At 32.0% G+C, this 16,329-nt stretch carries 15 protein-coding genes; 1 reads left to right on the plus strand and 14 read right to left on the minus strand.

The features are described 5' to 3' along the window. Positions 1 to 104: 104 nt before the first annotated feature. From C8C83_RS19150 to C8C83_RS19180, 7 genes are all read right to left on the minus strand, one after another. Positions 105 to 557, minus strand: a complete 453-nt coding sequence (locus C8C83_RS19150; RefSeq protein WP_121330181.1) for a GNAT family N-acetyltransferase — start codon at positions 555 to 557, stop codon at positions 105 to 107. 555 nt (positions 558 to 1,112) lie between these two features. Beyond that, complete coding sequence (locus C8C83_RS19155; RefSeq protein WP_121330182.1) at positions 1,113 to 1,673, minus strand: hypothetical protein; 561 nt, start codon at positions 1,671 to 1,673, stop codon at positions 1,113 to 1,115. Between the two features lie 73 nt (positions 1,674 to 1,746). Further along, a complete protein-coding gene (locus tag C8C83_RS19160) occupies positions 1,747 to 4,857 on the minus strand; it encodes a CusA/CzcA family heavy metal efflux RND transporter (protein WP_132011853.1) in 3,111 nt (1,036 codons plus the stop codon). Positions 4,858 to 4,891: 34 nt separating this feature from the next. Then, positions 4,892 to 5,980, minus strand: coding sequence for an efflux RND transporter periplasmic adaptor subunit (locus tag C8C83_RS19165; protein ID WP_121330183.1), 1,089 nt, complete (start codon positions 5,978 to 5,980; stop codon positions 4,892 to 4,894). 32 nt (positions 5,981 to 6,012) lie between these two features. After that, a complete protein-coding gene (locus C8C83_RS19170) occupies positions 6,013 to 7,299 on the minus strand; it encodes a TolC family protein (RefSeq protein WP_158598173.1) in 1,287 nt (428 codons plus the stop codon). 98 nt (positions 7,300 to 7,397) lie between these two features. Then, complete coding sequence (locus C8C83_RS19175; RefSeq protein WP_121330185.1) at positions 7,398 to 8,756, minus strand: HAMP domain-containing sensor histidine kinase; 1,359 nt, start codon at positions 8,754 to 8,756, stop codon at positions 7,398 to 7,400. Beyond that, positions 8,753 to 9,430, minus strand: a complete 678-nt coding sequence (locus C8C83_RS19180; RefSeq protein WP_121330186.1) for a response regulator transcription factor — start codon at positions 9,428 to 9,430, stop codon at positions 8,753 to 8,755. Before C8C83_RS19180 ends, C8C83_RS19175 begins: the two co-directional genes overlap by 4 nt. Before the next feature lie 306 nt (positions 9,431 to 9,736). Between C8C83_RS19180 and C8C83_RS19185 the strand changes: the two genes are divergently transcribed. Beyond that, the gene (locus tag C8C83_RS19185; RefSeq protein ID WP_121330187.1) at positions 9,737 to 10,750 is read left to right on the plus strand and encodes a zinc-binding alcohol dehydrogenase family protein; all 1,014 of its coding nucleotides are present in this window, start codon (positions 9,737 to 9,739) and stop codon (positions 10,748 to 10,750) included. Positions 10,751 to 10,813: 63 nt separating this feature from the next. Here the strand turns inward: C8C83_RS19185 and C8C83_RS19190 are convergent, their stop codons facing one another. From C8C83_RS19190 to C8C83_RS19220, 7 genes are all read right to left on the minus strand, one after another. After that, the gene (locus tag C8C83_RS19190) at positions 10,814 to 11,158 is read right to left on the minus strand and encodes a cupin domain-containing protein (RefSeq protein WP_121330188.1); all 345 of its coding nucleotides are present in this window, start codon (positions 11,156 to 11,158) and stop codon (positions 10,814 to 10,816) included. Between the two features lie 11 nt (positions 11,159 to 11,169). Beyond that, complete coding sequence (locus C8C83_RS19195; RefSeq protein WP_121330189.1) at positions 11,170 to 11,601, minus strand: DoxX family protein; 432 nt, start codon at positions 11,599 to 11,601, stop codon at positions 11,170 to 11,172. A gap of 87 nt (positions 11,602 to 11,688) precedes the next feature. Next, positions 11,689 to 12,483: an AraC family transcriptional regulator gene (locus tag C8C83_RS19200; protein WP_121330190.1), complete on the minus strand. Its 795-nt coding sequence runs from the start codon at positions 12,481 to 12,483 to the stop codon at positions 11,689 to 11,691. A gap of 271 nt (positions 12,484 to 12,754) precedes the next feature. After that, positions 12,755 to 13,255: an SRPBCC domain-containing protein gene (locus tag C8C83_RS19205; RefSeq protein ID WP_121330191.1), complete on the minus strand. Its 501-nt coding sequence runs from the start codon at positions 13,253 to 13,255 to the stop codon at positions 12,755 to 12,757. Continuing rightward, positions 13,252 to 13,572, minus strand: a complete 321-nt coding sequence (locus tag C8C83_RS19210) for a metalloregulator ArsR/SmtB family transcription factor (protein ID WP_121330192.1) — start codon at positions 13,570 to 13,572, stop codon at positions 13,252 to 13,254. Before C8C83_RS19210 ends, C8C83_RS19205 begins: the two co-directional genes overlap by 4 nt. Positions 13,573 to 14,198: 626 nt before the next feature. Next, positions 14,199 to 15,314 carry a GNAT family N-acetyltransferase gene (locus tag C8C83_RS19215; protein WP_121330194.1) on the minus strand — a complete coding sequence of 372 codons (1,116 nt, stop codon included), beginning with the start codon at positions 15,312 to 15,314 and terminating at the stop codon, positions 14,199 to 14,201. Continuing rightward, entirely contained in the window at positions 15,311 to 16,306 is a 996-nt protein-coding gene (locus C8C83_RS19220; protein ID WP_121330195.1) for a polysaccharide deacetylase family protein, read from the minus strand. The genes C8C83_RS19215 and C8C83_RS19220 overlap by 4 nt, the downstream gene beginning before the upstream one ends. Between the last annotated feature and the right edge of the window lie 23 nt (positions 16,307 to 16,329).

The raw sequence follows: 16,329 nt of genomic DNA on the forward strand, positions 1-16,329 counted from the left end.
CTTTGGCTCTTAATTGGGAGCGTAACCACATAGATAATAAAATTCCGAAGGAATGATCCATATTGTAGAGCTGGATTTTAATCCAGCTTATTATAAATAATGATTTATTTTATAAAATGCATTTCAACGTGTTCAATTCCGGCATCCAGAAAATAATTATCGGTTTGTCTGAATCCGTTTTTGATATAAAACTGACTTGCATTTACCTGAGCATATAGATATACTTTGTCTTCGTTTTTTAGATCGTCTAATATTTTTAATAAAATTGCTTCACCAATTCGTTTTCCACGAAAGGTATTTAGAACTGCAATTCTTTCAATTTTCGCGCCTTTTTCCATTTTTCGGTATCGTGCGGCTCCGGCTGGTTCTCCGTTTACTGTTGCCAAATAATGAATTGCTTCATCATCATCCATAGATTCGCGTTCTGGCGACACATTTTGTTCTTCTACAAAAACTTGTCTTCTAATGGCAAATGCAGTTTCAATTAGATTTTGATTTTCAACTTTTTCAATCTTAATTGTATTTTCTGAAGTGTTTTGATGTGTATTATTTTCCATTCTTTTTTTGTGTTTCAAACGCTGCTGACTTATATGGTATCAGGCATTAGAGTATTTTTGTACAAATATATGTAGTTAACTACATATATTCAAAACGAAATTTAAATTTTAAGATTTATTTATATAGTTGTTATTTATATGCGGATGTTTTTTTTCTGGAGCAGGGCATTTTTTGTTTCCTAAGACCATTTGTCCCGCTGTTCATTATATCTTTTTTAAAGCAAAGAAAAATTGCCTTAAAAAAAAGATACCTCCCGAAGCGCAATGTTATTAAGTTAAGAGGAATTTACAAAATTACTTAACAGTTTAATCAAGAAAGTAATTAGAAAAATCCGTTTTTATCAGCGTTTTCTCTTTAGCGAATCAGTAAAATCAGCGTCTAATTTTGACGCGGATAAAACAGATTTACTTCGTAAAAACGCAGATAAAAACGGATTTTATTTTTTAAAAAGCTTAACTTAATGACATTGCCCGAAACCTCTGGACCATCGGAACTAGACGAGAAGTTTCATTTTTTTAATTATGCTCGATTGTCATTATAAATATTTGAAGAAATTACCAATCGATTTTTTGACGCAAATAAAAAAAGCTTCCGTCGCCTTTCATAACTCTAAATTTAATAGAGTCATTTATTTTTCTAAAATCATTTATAAGAGCCTTATTTTCTATTTTAAATTTATCATAAGAGTTCAGTTTTATGGTTTCTCCAAGTTTCAGCTTTTCAATAGATTTATTATATTTCTTTAACAATGAAACAGCTTCTTTTATAGCGATTAAATGTTGTCTTTCTTTTTTAATAATCCGAACCCGTTTTTGAGCGAATATTTCATAAATATCCAATTGATTTAGTGGCGATGTTTCACATATTTGATAATCAAAAGCATCTTTCCACAAGGTTTTTCCATCGCCAACATAATGCCAGGTAATGTATCTGACAGATGGACTTATTTTTATTTCAAATTCTGTTGGAATAGCGATAATAACGCTGTCTTTTAATGAACTTGGAATAATTTGGACCATTTCCTGAGATTCAATTTGTTTAATTTCAATAGGAGTTTTTGATTCACAAGAAATGAAAAAGAAAGAAAGTATCGCAAAATAAGAGATATATTTCATGATCGGTAGTTATTGGCTATAATAAAAAAATACACCTTCAAACGTATTGTTTAAAGGTGCATTTGAAATTTGATTAAGATTGTGAATCAATATGATCAGTGTCTTTTTTGCGATAAACCAAGTAGAATACTTGAGGTAATACCGTCAATGATAAAAACATACAGGTTATCAATCCACCAACAATCATTATGGCTAATGGTTTTTGAACCTCAGAACCCATTCCGGTTGATAACGCAGCTGGTAATAATCCTAAAGATCCCATTAGTGCAATCATTACAATAGGACGAATTCTGCTATAGATTCCGTTTGAGATTGCATCTTTTAAATGCATTCCGGCTCGCATATTTTCTCTAATCATTCCGATGAGGACAATACTATCAATCGCACTGACTCCAAACAGAATGATAAAACCAATTCCCGCTGAGATTCCAAATACGGTTCCAGTTACCCAAAGTGACAGGAATCCTCCAATAAAAGCATAAGGCATTGCACTAATCGCAACTAAAGTATCTTTGAAATTTCCAAAGTTGAAATATAACAAGCATAAAATCAATACTAAAACAACTGGAACAATCATTGCTAATTGCTTAGAAGCTCTTTCTTTGCTTTCAAATTCTCCTGCCCATTTCATTTTATTTTCTTTAGGAAGTTTTACTTCATCGGCTACTTTTTTCTGAGCTTCATCAATTGTACTTCCCAGATCTCGTCCTTCAATACTAAAACCTACGGCAATATATCTGCTGTTTCCTTCACGATAAATAAATGTTGGTCCAGTTTTATATTCTACAGTCGCAATTTCTTTTAATGGAACTTTTTTTCCATTCATAGTCGGAATCAGGATGTCTTCGATTTTTTCTTTTGAGTCACGATATTCTTTTTCGAAACGCAAGGTGATATCAAAGATCTTTTCGTCGTCATAGAATTTAGTCGCCGCTTGTCCTCCAATTGTCATTCTAATTACGGCTTGAGCATCTGCCGTTGTAATGGCATAACGCGCCATTTTTTCGTCGTCAAGCTGAATTCTTAATTCAGGTAAACCGATATTTTTATAGACGTTAATATCTTCAATTCCTTTTACATCTTTGATCGATTTAGCCACTTTTGCCGCCATTTCTTCCAATTGAAAAAGATCATTTCCGAAAATCTTTATTACTAACGGACTTTTTACTCCGGCTACATATTCCTCAACGTTATCCTGAATTGGTTGACTAAATCCAAAACCAATTCCGGGATATACATCTAGTTCTTTCTTGATTTCGGCAATCAGTTCTTCTTTGCTAATATCACGTTTCCACTCGTCCTGATGTTTTAATTCGATGTGTAATTCGATATTAAAAAATCCGGTTGGATCTGTTCCGTCATTTGGTCGTCCGGTTTGTGTCAGGACAAATTTTACTTCTTCAAATTTTCTTATTTTGCCTTTCATTTCTTTTGTAAGTCTTACCGCTTCATCCAGATTGATACTATTAGGCAAAGTGGCTCTTACATAAATCGCTCCTTCATTCAATTTCGGAATAAATTCTGAACCATAAAAAGCGAACTTAGCGCAACAAATGGCAAGTAAACCTAAGAAAGCATATATTGTGGTTTTGCGATGTCTAGTACTCCATTGAAACAGTTTATATAAGTTTTCTCTAAAGAAACGCGAAATCATATTTTCTTTCTCCACAATGTTTTTCGTCAGCATGACTTTACACATTGCCGGAACATAAGTCAGTGATAGAATCAACGATCCTAATAACGCATAACTTAAGGTAAAGGCTAGGGGAGAGAACATTTTTCCTTCCACTTTAGTGAAAGAGAAAATAGGCATCAATGCTACAATCAAAATAATCAGGGCAAAGAAAATATAAGTAGCAACACTACCAACACTTTTCTTGATAAGTCCCATTTTACTCATACTATTAAAGCGTTCCATTCCTACTTTATGCGCTTTTTTCTCGAGCGATACAAAGACTTGTTCGACGATAACCAATGTTCCTTCGAGGAGTAATCCAAAATCCAGCGCTCCCATAGAAATTAAGTTTGCTGGTAATCCCTGAATTCTCAACATTACAATCGCAAACAAAAACGAAAGTGGAATCACAGAAGCTACAATCAACGAAGTTCTCCAGTTATAAAGGAAAATAAATACGATTAACGATACTAATAAAATCCCTTCGACAAGGTTTTTAGTAACTGTTTTTACGGTTGTATCTACCAATTTTGTACGGTCAATAAACGGAATTATTTTTACATTATCCGGTAAAACTCTTTCGTTAAGTTCGGCTAAACGATCTTTAAGTCTTTTAATAACTTCACCTGGGTTTTCTCCACGCAACATCACTACAATACCTTCTACAACATCGTCATCACCATCTAAACCTACTTGTCCTAATCTTGGCTTTGCCGATATTGAAACTTCGGCAACGTGTTTTACTAATATTGGAGATGAACCTTTGGTTTCGATCAAAATATTTCCAATATCTTCTACTTTATTGATCAAACCAACTCCACGAACCACATAAGCCTGATCACCACGCTGAATCACATCTCCACCAACATTTACATTGCTTTTAGAAACGGCTTCGTAAACATCAAGTGCCGATAAATTATAATTTTCTAATTGTGTTGGATTAATTTTGATTTCGAAGATTTTTTCTTCACCACCAAAACTAACGACATCGGCAACTCCGGGAACAGCGATTAGTTCTCTTTCGATTACCCAATCCTGAATCGCTTTGATTTCTTTAATTGGTAAATTACTTTTGATAACATATCTAAATATTTCTCCCGTTGCTCCGGATGGCGGTTCAATATCAACATCTGCACCTTCAGGAAGATCTAATCCGTTAAGGCGATTTGAAGCATATTGCTGTGCGTAAAAATCTTCGACATCATCATCAAATAATACCGTTACAACCGATAATCCAAAAAGCGAAATAGAACGTACTTCTGCTTTTTTAGGAATCGTGTTCATTTGTTTCGAAATCGGAAGCGTGATGAATTTCTCTACTTCCTCGGCACTTCTTCCGGGCCATTGTGTAATGATTCTTGCCCTTGTATTCGTTACATCGGGAAACGCTTCGATAGGCGTGTGGATATAGCTAACTATTCCGGCGACTAGTAGTATGGCTGTCAGGAAAAAAACTATAAGGGAGTTTTTTAGCGAGAAAGCAACCAGACCTTGTACAAATTTTTTCATATCTTGTATGGTATTTATCCGTTTTTAGGGATAATTAGTTTTTTAATCGTTCGTGAATTAACAGTTGATTTTTAGTAATCACCATTTCACCTTCATTAACTCCTTTATCAAAATAAACCCAGTTATTATTTTTTATAACAGGATTAATTTCTCTGGTTTCGATCGTACAATCGTCTTTGTATATCAAAATATGGTCACGGTTATTATCAAAAATGACAGCTTTTGCAGGAACAGAAGCTAACATTTCGCCGCCTTTGCTTTTATCGATAATGATATCTGCAGTCATTCCCGGTTTTAGTTTTAAGTTTGTGTTTTCCATTACAATTCTTGCTTTTAGAACATGTTCTTCAGCATCAAAAACTTTGGACATCATTTTTATTTTTCCTTTAAAAACTTCTCCCGGATAAGCTGGAGTTGTTACATCGACCAACATATTCTCACTTACATTTTTCAGATTACTGGTATATACATTTACCAAAACCCAGATTTCCTTAAGATCAGAAATGGTAAAAAGAGGTTCGCTTGAATCTGTAATCTGCATTCCGGGACTAATGTTTTTTGCTACAATATATCCTTCAGTTGGTGCTTTTATCTGAAAAACGGATCTTTCGCTGCTTGCGCTAAACATAGCAAGATTTGCTTTTACGTTTTCAAGAGAAGATTTTAAAACCTCTAATTCGCTTTGTGCCTGCATTAGATCTTTTTGAGAAGCGATTCCGTCATCAAACATTGATTTTGTAGCTTGTAAATTACGTTGTGCTACTGCTATTTGAGATTGAAATGATTTGCTTTCAGATTGCATACTGTTTAATTCCGTACTTTTTATTTCGGCAAGAACTTGTCCTTTTCTCACATAATCTCCCAAAGAGAAAGTTGTTTTGGTAATAATCCCTTCAACAAGACTATTAAACTGAACTACATGATCTCCGTTATAAGTTATATTTCCGGTAAGGTTTATAGATTCTGTAACTGCACGTTTTTGTACCGGTTCGATCGTAATTTTTTCTTTTAAGTTTTTGTCAATACAAAATTTTTCCTCTTTTGTATCTTTGATTTCTTCTTTTTTGCCACATCCGTAAACGAGCATTAACCCAAGTATCGGGAGTAAAATAAGTTTCTTCATTATGTTTGTTATTATTTTTAGATAATTAGATTTTAGTTGATTTCCTGACCAGCGATGTAACGCAGTTCTTCAAGATTTTTATTAAGATCTTTTTTAGAGTTTAATAGAATGGATTTGTTGTCTAAGTAAGCATCAACAAAATCAAGATATTCCAACATACTTGTGTTTCGTTGCAGGAAATTTTTACGATAGCTTTCCAGAAGTTTATCTAAATCTGCTTCATAATTAGCATCGACACTTTCGTAGAGTTTTTTTGTCACAATTAAATCTTCATAAGCTTGCAAAACTTCTGCTTGTACGCTTATTGTTTTTTCTTCTGTGAGTAATTTACCTTGGTCGACTGCTATTTTAGCAGCTTTTATATTTCCCTGATTTCGATTAAAAAACGGAAGATCCAAAGCAAAACCTAATCCCACAAAATCATTCATTGTACTTGCACCACGATCGTAACTAATACCAAGTGTTACATCAGGTGTTCGCATTGCTTTTTCGTATTTATATTTATTGTCGTTGTAATCGTTTCCTAGTTTAATGACTTTTACATCAGGTCGGTTTTCGACAGCCGAAGTCATAAGATTTCCAAGATTGATATTGTCGATATTTTTATTGTCAGGAACAAAACCTTCATCTGTAAGTTTGATAAAGCTTGTGGCAGGAAGATTCATTAAAACCTTAAGTTCTTTTTGTAATGAATTGTTTTCTTTTTTGAGATCGGTAATTTCTTTTACGAATTGTAGTTCAGATGCTTTAAGTCTAATGTATTCGCCTTTGCCAACATTACCTTGTTTTACTTGATTAGCATAAGCTTTCAATAAAGTTTGCATCGACGAAAGTTGTTTTTTATAAATCTCTTCCTGTGCTTGGGTATATTGAAGTTCCGTTAGATTACCTCTAAATTCGATTTTTAGATTGCGCAAGAAAGTTTTAAAATATTCTTTAGCGATATCGGCGCTAACTTTTTCCATAGCAATCAGCTTTTTTCGTTTTCCGGCAGTCTGAACAAGTTGTTCAAGTTCTGCGGTAACCTGAGTGGTTTTACCAAAGTTGCCCCACAAAGCAGGAACTTCTTGAGCTGTTGCGTTGTGCCAAAGATTGATTTCGCCAATTGTAAGTGTCGGATTCGGCCATAATTTTGCCTGAATTACTTGTGCATCAGCAACGTCGATGTTAAGTTTTTCGGAAATAAGAGAAATGTTCTTTTCCAAAAACAAAGCCTCAGCTTGTGTTCGGGAAAGCACAATTGTATCGTTTATTGTAGCATTTTGCGCCACACTTTTGTGCGATACAATAACGAGCAGGGTTAAAAGTATACGTTTCAAATTAAGTTGTTTTTTAATATATTGCAAAGCTACCTGCAGCATATTAAAGCCCAATTTGATGTCCGTTAGAAAGGAGTTGGAACTACATTAGAAAACGATTAGAGTGACGGAAACTTCAGTATTACTGTAGTTCCCACGCCTTTTTTTGAAGTAATAGCAAAATCAATATTATTTTGTTTGAAGATTATGTTTGCCAAAGAAAGTCCAACGCCGCTTCCTTTTATATCATTAACATTTTTACCTCTGTAAAAGGTTTGTCTGATGAATTTTAAGTCGTCTTCACTAATACCGGTTCCGTGGTCTTCAATTACAATTTTAAGCTGATTATTTTCTTGTAACAGACTTATTTTTATAGGATTTCCGTTTGAATATTTTACGGCATTTTCTATAATATTGTACAAAGCAATTTTGATTTCGTTGCTGTTTCCTTTTATCGAAAGTAGTTTGTCGTTTGCAATTTCAATAGCAATTTGTATTTGGGCATCTTTCAGTTTATGAACTGTGGGTAATTGATCGTTGATATCCCAAACGAGTTCATCGACTCTAAAAATTTCGTTCAATTCTGTATTGCCTTTTAATCCTGAAAGTAGCATAAGCGTGTTCATTGTATCTTCGATTTGATACACGTTTTCTAATACTTTTTCAGACATTTCTTTGTATTCTGCGCTCGTTCTGTCTTTCTGAGCAAATACTTCGAGGTTACCGGATATTGCAGTTAAAGGCGTTTTGAATTCGTGCGAAACATAGTTTATAAAATTCTTCTGAATGATAAATGTGTCCGAAAGTCGCTTAAACAAATTGTTATAAGTTTCTATCAATTCCTGAATATCATCTTTGGTATTTGGCGAAACAATATGTCGATCAAGAGACGAAGCTTCAATATCATTTACCTGATTGATAATGTTTTTGATTGGACTATAAGCAAGATTCGAAAGCACACGACTTACAATATAAATTGTGATTAATCCGCTAATTAAAACCAGAATCATAATGATTAATAATCTGTTGGTAATGGTTTTAAATTCGACATCATTTTTCTTTACAAAAACGACAAAATCACCTTGATTATCATGATAAAAACTTCCAAAGTAAAAATGATGATTCGATTTAAAACTTAGTTTTCTATTTTTTCTAATGTAATCTAGTTTTTCTGCATCTATGTTTTGATCTGCTTCTTTATCTCCATATACAATCTGATTTTTTTTGTTATAAACGCGCGTTATAATTTCGAGTGAATTTTCACGGAATTGCTGACCAATTATCAAATGTTGATTTTGTGGTAATTCGTCTTTTTCAAGGTAAAAAATCCCAGTTAACAAACACGTTTTTTGAAGTTCATTATAAACAATTTTTTCAGAATAACTGTAGAATGAAAAGTACGTGATGATTGAAGCAATGACAAATACAATGCTAAAAGTGAAAGAGGATATTAATGTAAACCGATTACGTATTTTCATGATTGTTCTTTAAGCATATATCCGGTTCCTTTTATGGTATGGATAAATTTATGGTTTTGCTCAATTTTGTTTCTTAAATAAGAAATATAAACATCTACAACATTGGTGTTATTGTCATAATTAATTCCCCAAACGGCATTTAAAATTTGCGTTCTGGACATTACTTTATTTCTGTTTTCTAATAAAAACAATAGCAATTTATATTCTCTTGGAGATAAATCTATCAATTCGTCATTTTCGGCAACCCTATGTTCTTCGGGATTTATGGTTAAACTTCCTAAAGTGTATAAAGTTTCTTCTTTATCGTAATTAAATTTAGTTCTTCTTGTTAATGCGTTTACTCTAGAAATCAGCTCTTTAAAATGAAACGGTTTCACCAAATAATCATCGGCACCAGAATCGAGTGCATTTACTTTATCATCAGTATCGCTAAGTGCACTAAGCATTAATATTGGCGTATGAATCTTTTTGAAACGCATCATTTTAGTCAATTGAATGCCATCAATTCCGGGAAGCATAATATCCATTAAGATAATATCCCAAGTATCATTTTGGATAATATCTCTCGCAATCTCGCCGGTTTCTGCCAGATGTACTGTAAAATTATTTTCTTCTAAACCCTTTATAATAAATTCGCTAATGCGTTTATCATCCTCAATGAGTAGAACATTCATACTTAAAAATCTAAGATTACAATAGTTGCTTTATATCGCGATCAAACGCTTAATTTATTTGTTTAAAGCTGAAGTTGCTTCATAAATTGTTTGAAAGGAATATCAAAAATAGGGTTTAATTATGGCAATCGCTGTTAAAATTGAATGTTGTAAGAAAAGAAGATGTTTGAACTTTATTATTTTATTGAAGTTTAGCAAAGCTAATTAACGATAAAGATGTACAAAATCATAGTGTATTTGTACAATTCTAAGAAGTTTGTTTGTCTATATCTTTGTAATATAAGTTTAAATAAAAAGATATATAATATGAAAGCAATAGGATTTAAAACGTCATTATCAATAGAAAAGGAAGATAGTTTTATTGAATTTGAAACTTCAAAACCAATTCCCGGACCACAAGATTTATTAGTAAAAATTGAAGCAGTTTCTGTAAATCCGGTAGATTTTAAAATACGCCAGAATAGCGCTAAAGATACTGTTCTAGAAACGCCAAAAATTATTGGTTGGGATGCTGTGGGAATTGTAGAAGCTATTGGTGATAAAGTAAGTTTGTTTAAAGTTGGTGACGAAGTTTATTACGCCGGAGATCTTAACAAACAGGGAAGTAATGCCGAATATCAAGTTATTGACGAACGAATTGTTGGTCATAAACCAAAATCAATTACTATTGAAGAAGCGGCTGTAATACCATTAACAGGATTAACTGCCTGGGAAATTTTATTTGACAGAATTCGGATCAATCCCGAAAAAGATAAAGGCAAAACTATTCTAATAATTGGTGGAGCAGGAGGAATGGGATCGATCGCAATTCAGCTCGCAAAAAAGATTGCCGGATTAACTGTAATTGCTACAGCTTCTCGCCCAGAATCTATCGATTGGTGCAAAGAACAAGGAGCTGATTTTGTAGTAAATCATAAGAATTTAATAGAAGAAGTCCGTAATGCAGGTTTTCAGCACGTTGATTTTATTTTGGATTTTGTCGATGTAAATCAGTATTGGGATGCATTTGTGGAGTTGATAAAACCGCAAGGACATATTGGTTCAATTAGTGATCCTGTAGAATTAGTAAATCTTCGTCAATTAAAAGGTAAGAGTGCTAGTTTTCATTGGGAATTAATGTTTACGCGATCGTTGTTTCAAACAGAAGATATGATTGAGCAGTATCATATTTTAAATAAACTGACCAATTTATTAGATAACGGAACTATTCGTTCGACACTAAAAACAACTTTGAATGGTTTGACGGTTCCAAACTTCAAAGAAGCGCATCAACTGTTGGAATCCGGCAAAACAATTGGTAAAATTGCAATTCGATTTTAAGTGATTAATAAAACAAAAAGCAAGCTAAATAAGCTTGCTTTTTGTTTCTAATTCCAAATCGTTTTACTTTAAAATAACAACTTCTTCAGGAACTTGAAATAACAAAGTGCATCCATTTTTAGAAAATACCGAATGCGTACTTCCTGGTGGCATATACAAATAATCGCCTGTTTTTAATTCGTCTTTTCCAGAGCGAACTTCGCCTTCGAGAACATAAATTTCTTCGCCCGCAGGATGAATGTGATTTGGATATGAAGCTCCGGCATCAAATTTTAATAAAAATGTAGGAGGTCTTTTTGCTGCAGCGTCAAAACGTAAAAACTTTATATAAATTCCTTCTGTTTTAATTCCTTCCTCAGTAAGTGGTTTCCAATCGATTTCACTACTTTTTGTGATTTGTTTTTCCATTTTAATGATTTTTAATTTGTTTTATTTTTCGAAATAATTTCATCTAAACTCCATTGGTATTTTTCCATAGTCGACAAAAGAAAAGCAGCCATAGAAAACACAAATACCGAATAATCTAAAGGATCTTTTACGCCAAAAGAATACGTCATCGCAAGTGCAAATAAAAAAGTTAGAATTGCAGCGGCAACCGAAACGTATTTTGTTTGGTAACCAATGAATAGAAGTAAACCCAAAACAGATTCGGCAATAGTTGCTGTAATGGCAATTGGCAGAATAAAGTTTTTTGGAACAAAAGAATTTACTTTTTCTGTATAAACTAAAAAGCTTTCCCAACCCGAAGAGTAACTTCCCCAAAAACCTAACCGACTTGAAACGGCGGATAAAAATCCTGTTGCTAAGGCAATTCGCAAAAGCAAAACTGCATAATCCTGATATCTTTTCATATACTATTTTATTAGTAATTATTACTGATACAAAGATGTTACAACTAGATTTGCTAAAGAATAGAGAATCTTAGAAAAAGCATGTAATTAAGAAAGAACTACTTTTTCTTTATAAGATTTTGGAGAGATATTGGTGTGTTTCTTGAAGAAATTTGAAAAATAAAACGGATCATTAAAACCTAAAGCATAAGCGACTTCTTTTACAGAGAGTTTTTCATATGTAAAAAGACGTTTTGCTTCGGAAATAATTAATCCAAAAATTACATTTTGAGCAGTTTTATTGGTGTGTAATTTCGAAAGTTCGTTAAGTTTTGATTCCGTAGTATTGATTAAAGCAGCAATTTCGTTTACAGAAAGATTCTTGTCGAAGTTTTTTAAAACTGCTTCCAGAAAATGAAGAAATAAAGCATCCGGTTTATAGATTTCATCGCCACGATTAATTTTGGTACGGTTGATTTCAATTAAGATTAATTCGATTCGGCTGTGAATTGAAATCTGATATTGGTACGGAGTTTCAATAAGTTCTTTTTTGATTTCTTCCAATTGACTAATAATAACTTTAGGATTCTCAACAGGAATCATTTCGTTCATTGCAAAATGACAAAACAAACCATTATGAAAAATCAATTCCATATCAGTATCATCTTTACAAAAGAAATCATATGTAAATTCCAAAACAAATCCAGTAGCATTTTGTAAATCCCGCAAATAATGAATTTGTCCCGAAGTAATTGTAATGACAGAATTTTCGGTTAATATAAATTCATTTTCATCCACAGAAATAGTAGTAGATCCTGAAGTACAAAAAAGGAGAATGTATTTTAAAACACGTCTCGGATTTTCTAAATCTGTTGCCTGATCAAATGTTTTTATATCAATCATTTATAGAGAAAGTTTGTTTCAAATTTAGGGAAAATTTTGTTTCATGTTTCAAGTTGAAATTCGAATTTCTGCGCAATTACGATTAAAAATAATCGAATTTTATGTCATTCCGAGGAACGAGGAATCTCCACAAGTAGCTCGACAATCTATAGAAAAACTTTGCGTTAGCTTCACGGAGATTCCTCGTTCCTCGGAATGACAAAAATTGAGAATAAAAACTTTGCTCCCGATAACTATCGGGATTGCGAGACTATTTCATCAGTTTATTTCATCACTTCTGAGACAACGTTTCCAACAACTTTTCTAAGTTATCAATACTCATTTTAAAGCCTTCTGAAAAGCCCATTTCAATCATTTTTTCTAAACGCTCCAGGGATTCATTAAAAATAGCAATATGTACTTTTGTGATGCCATTTTCTTCGCTAAAAGTATGATCCCAGTTAGAACCCGGAAGTTCGCGATTCTCCTCTTTATCAGCAAAAGTGTTGAACATTTTAAAATTAGTTTTTGGCGTAATCGAAGTATATTCCTGAATCGCCCAACGCTCCAATCCTTCGGGACTTACCATAGCATAAAATCGTCTTCCGCCAACTTCAAAATTCATATATTTTGTTTTAGACGACCATGGTTTTGGCGCAACCCACTGATCCAGAATTTCCGGTTTGGTAAAAGCATCCCAAACCAACGGAAGTTCTGCATCAAATTCTCTCGTTATGAATACCGTTTTTATGGCTTTGTCAACGGTAAAATCAAATTGCAAATCGTTTTTCATTTTTTCTGTTCTTTAAGTGTTAATAGTATTTTGTCAAGCTGATTAAATTTGGTTTCCCAAATCGCTCTGAATTGGTTAATCCATTTGTCGATCTCTTTCATTTTTTCAATTTCAAGTGAATAATAAATTTCTCTGCCTTGTTGTTCCTGTTTTATCAGGTCGCATTCTACAAGTATCCGCAGGTGTTTAGAAACAGACTGTCGGGTCGTGTTAAAGTTCTCTGCAATGGCATTTGGAGTCATTGCCTGCAGTGCAATTAGGGCAATAATAGATCGCCTTGTTGGATCAGCAATTGCCTGAAAAATGTCTCGTCTCATAATATACTATTTTTAATTACGAAGCCAATCGGTTGCAAATATACGCGCAACTATTTGGTTTCGCAATTTTTTTGACAAGTATTTTTTAAAATAATTTATTAAAGGTATTAAATAACAGTGTTTTATATGAAATAAATGGTCACGCTGAGCGAAGTCAAAGGTTTATGAAACCGAAACTACAACATTAACAAACAAGTGAAAAATTGGAATTTGGAATTTATGAATTGGAATTTTGATTTGAAGCTATTTCCTGCTGTCCTTCCAAATCTTTTACTTTTTAAAGAAAAAAGTAAAAGGATTTTCCCTCCCATCAGGGCTAGGGCAATCCGTTTCTACTTTAGAAGTCATCAGAAAAAATCAAACTCTTCAAAACGAAATGGGCAACATAGAAAATCAGCTTTTATTGACTCAATGATTTAGCTGAGGTTTTGAATCCTTATTTGGATATGGAATAAATTTTTTAGTTGGAATTTGAAGTAAATAAAAAACCTCGACTGTTAGAAAGACGAGGTTTTTTTATATTATAAATTGTTGGTTCTATTTACGGCCGTTCAAAGTTGGTCTATTTTGTAGTCGCTTCAATAAGCTAAATTGTAAATAAGAAGAACTTAGGTGAATGTTGAAAATTAAGCAAAACAACAATCTCCATCTCCAAAATTCATTTTTACATCGCTAAAATCGGTTTTTTCGAATGCTTTTGATATTATGGATTGCTTTAGTTTTTTTGTTTTGTAAATAAACAAATTTGACTTTTTGAAATTAGCACATATAGCTTCATCGTAACAAATTATTTCACGGATATTTTGTCTTACGCATTGTAATTTGATAATATCGGCCATTATATCTGCATGTATTGTATGGTCATAATAAGCAAATAATAATTTACAAACATTATTTCTTCTTTGCAGAACTAAGAAACCGATACACTCGGAATCTTTTATAACTTTTATGTAATAAATATTAAATTGATGATCGTAAATAGAAAACTCGTATTTGTCTTTATTTGTAAATTCTAAAAGAGGAGCTTCCTGAACCCAATAATATGCTTTTAACCATTCAAAGTAATCTTCTTTTTTATGGGCAATATCATTTTTGCCATATCTTTCGATTAAATCTAAGACTTCAGTATCAGCTTTATTTAAATATTCTAACTTTATATTTTTTAATTTTTTAGATAGAGATTTTTGCTGTAAATCTAGTTTTAGATCTATAAACAGATTTAAAAAACTATCTGTAAAATTTAATAATGGGCTAAGGGAACTTAATTTTGGATATAATTTAGGAATAACAAAAATCAAATTGCTTCTTAAAACAGCTTTTACACCATGGTTTTCTTTTAAAGTATTAAAATAACCGGTTTTGTCATATACTCTTTTGGCACTTTTGGTAAATTGAGAAATTCCAACTTTACCATTGTTAATTTGATATGCCGTATCTAATATTTGTCTTCCAACTCCTAGTCGAAATGTCTTTTTTGGATGTACCCACCAAGTCGTAAGCCATCCAATTTTGGTTTCAATATTATCTAGAATTATATGATCGATAAAAACACCCATATAACCCACAATTTCATTATCTAAATAGGCTAGAATTAATACAATATCATCATCATGGCTATTTGGATTTCTATAGTGAGATAGTAATCTGTGTTTACTTATAGATAAAAAATCATGATTCCAAAATGATTTATCTTCAAACAATAAGGGAATATTTTTTTTAGAAATTTGTTTTATCTCAATCATTTTCTAGTGATTTTATATTTGCCAATAATTTTATTGAAATTTTTATACAAATTTTCAGTAACGATAAGTTTTTTAACTTCTTTATTTGGGTTTTCAAGCGAAAAACGTTGAATTATTCGATTATCAAAATCTTTTTTCAAACCTGAATTTCCAAATAACAAAATATTCTCATCATATTGAAACAAGTCGTTTAATAAATTTTTTGATATTTTTTTATCTGAAAAAGGAAATGCGAATAAAGAATATTTGATGCCAAAATTATTTTTAATCCAATCGATTGAATCTATAATTTCTCTTTTTTGTTCCTCAAAAGTTAATTGTTCTAATGGGGGATGAGACATGGTATGACCTCCAAAATAAAAGCCATTATCAACCATTTCTTTAATTTGTTCTTTTGAAATGTAAGGCTTATGAGTTTCTAAATATTTTTGAATATCAATATTTAAAAGGATTAATACATCAGTAATTTTGCTTCTTTGAGAAAACTTAATGCTTTTGAATTTGTTTATAAAATCTTCGTTTGAAATATAACTAAAATCAAGAATAGAAGCGATTTTGTCTAAATGTTCCTTAGGGTAATTTGCTTTTTTTAGATCACTTATAATTATGCTAATGTAATGTTTGTACAAGCCTTCATTATTATCGACAAAAACAGGATTTATAAAAAAAACGGCTTTTAAATTTCTCTCTTTTAAAATAGGAAAAACAACACTGTAAATTTCTTCCAGACCATCATCAAATGAAATTAAAAACGAATTAGTATGTGGTTTTTTTTCAATTAGGTCATTGATAGTAACAGGACTAAAATTTTTAGACAATACATCTAAATCATTTTTAAACTGTGCTACGTTTTTATATTGATACAAATTTTCAATATGAGCAACTTTATTGTCTCTGATGATATGATAGTATGGAAAAACGGACTGTTTTTTAAAAAAACCTAATGCGTTTTTGTTTGAAATTTTATATAGACTATCTTTTATAATTCCCATGTTTTTTTTAAATTAAAAGCTCT

Source organism: Flavobacterium sp. 90 (genome assembly GCF_004339525.1).
In the GTDB taxonomy this organism is placed as follows: Bacteria; Bacteroidota; Bacteroidia; order Flavobacteriales; family Flavobacteriaceae; genus Flavobacterium.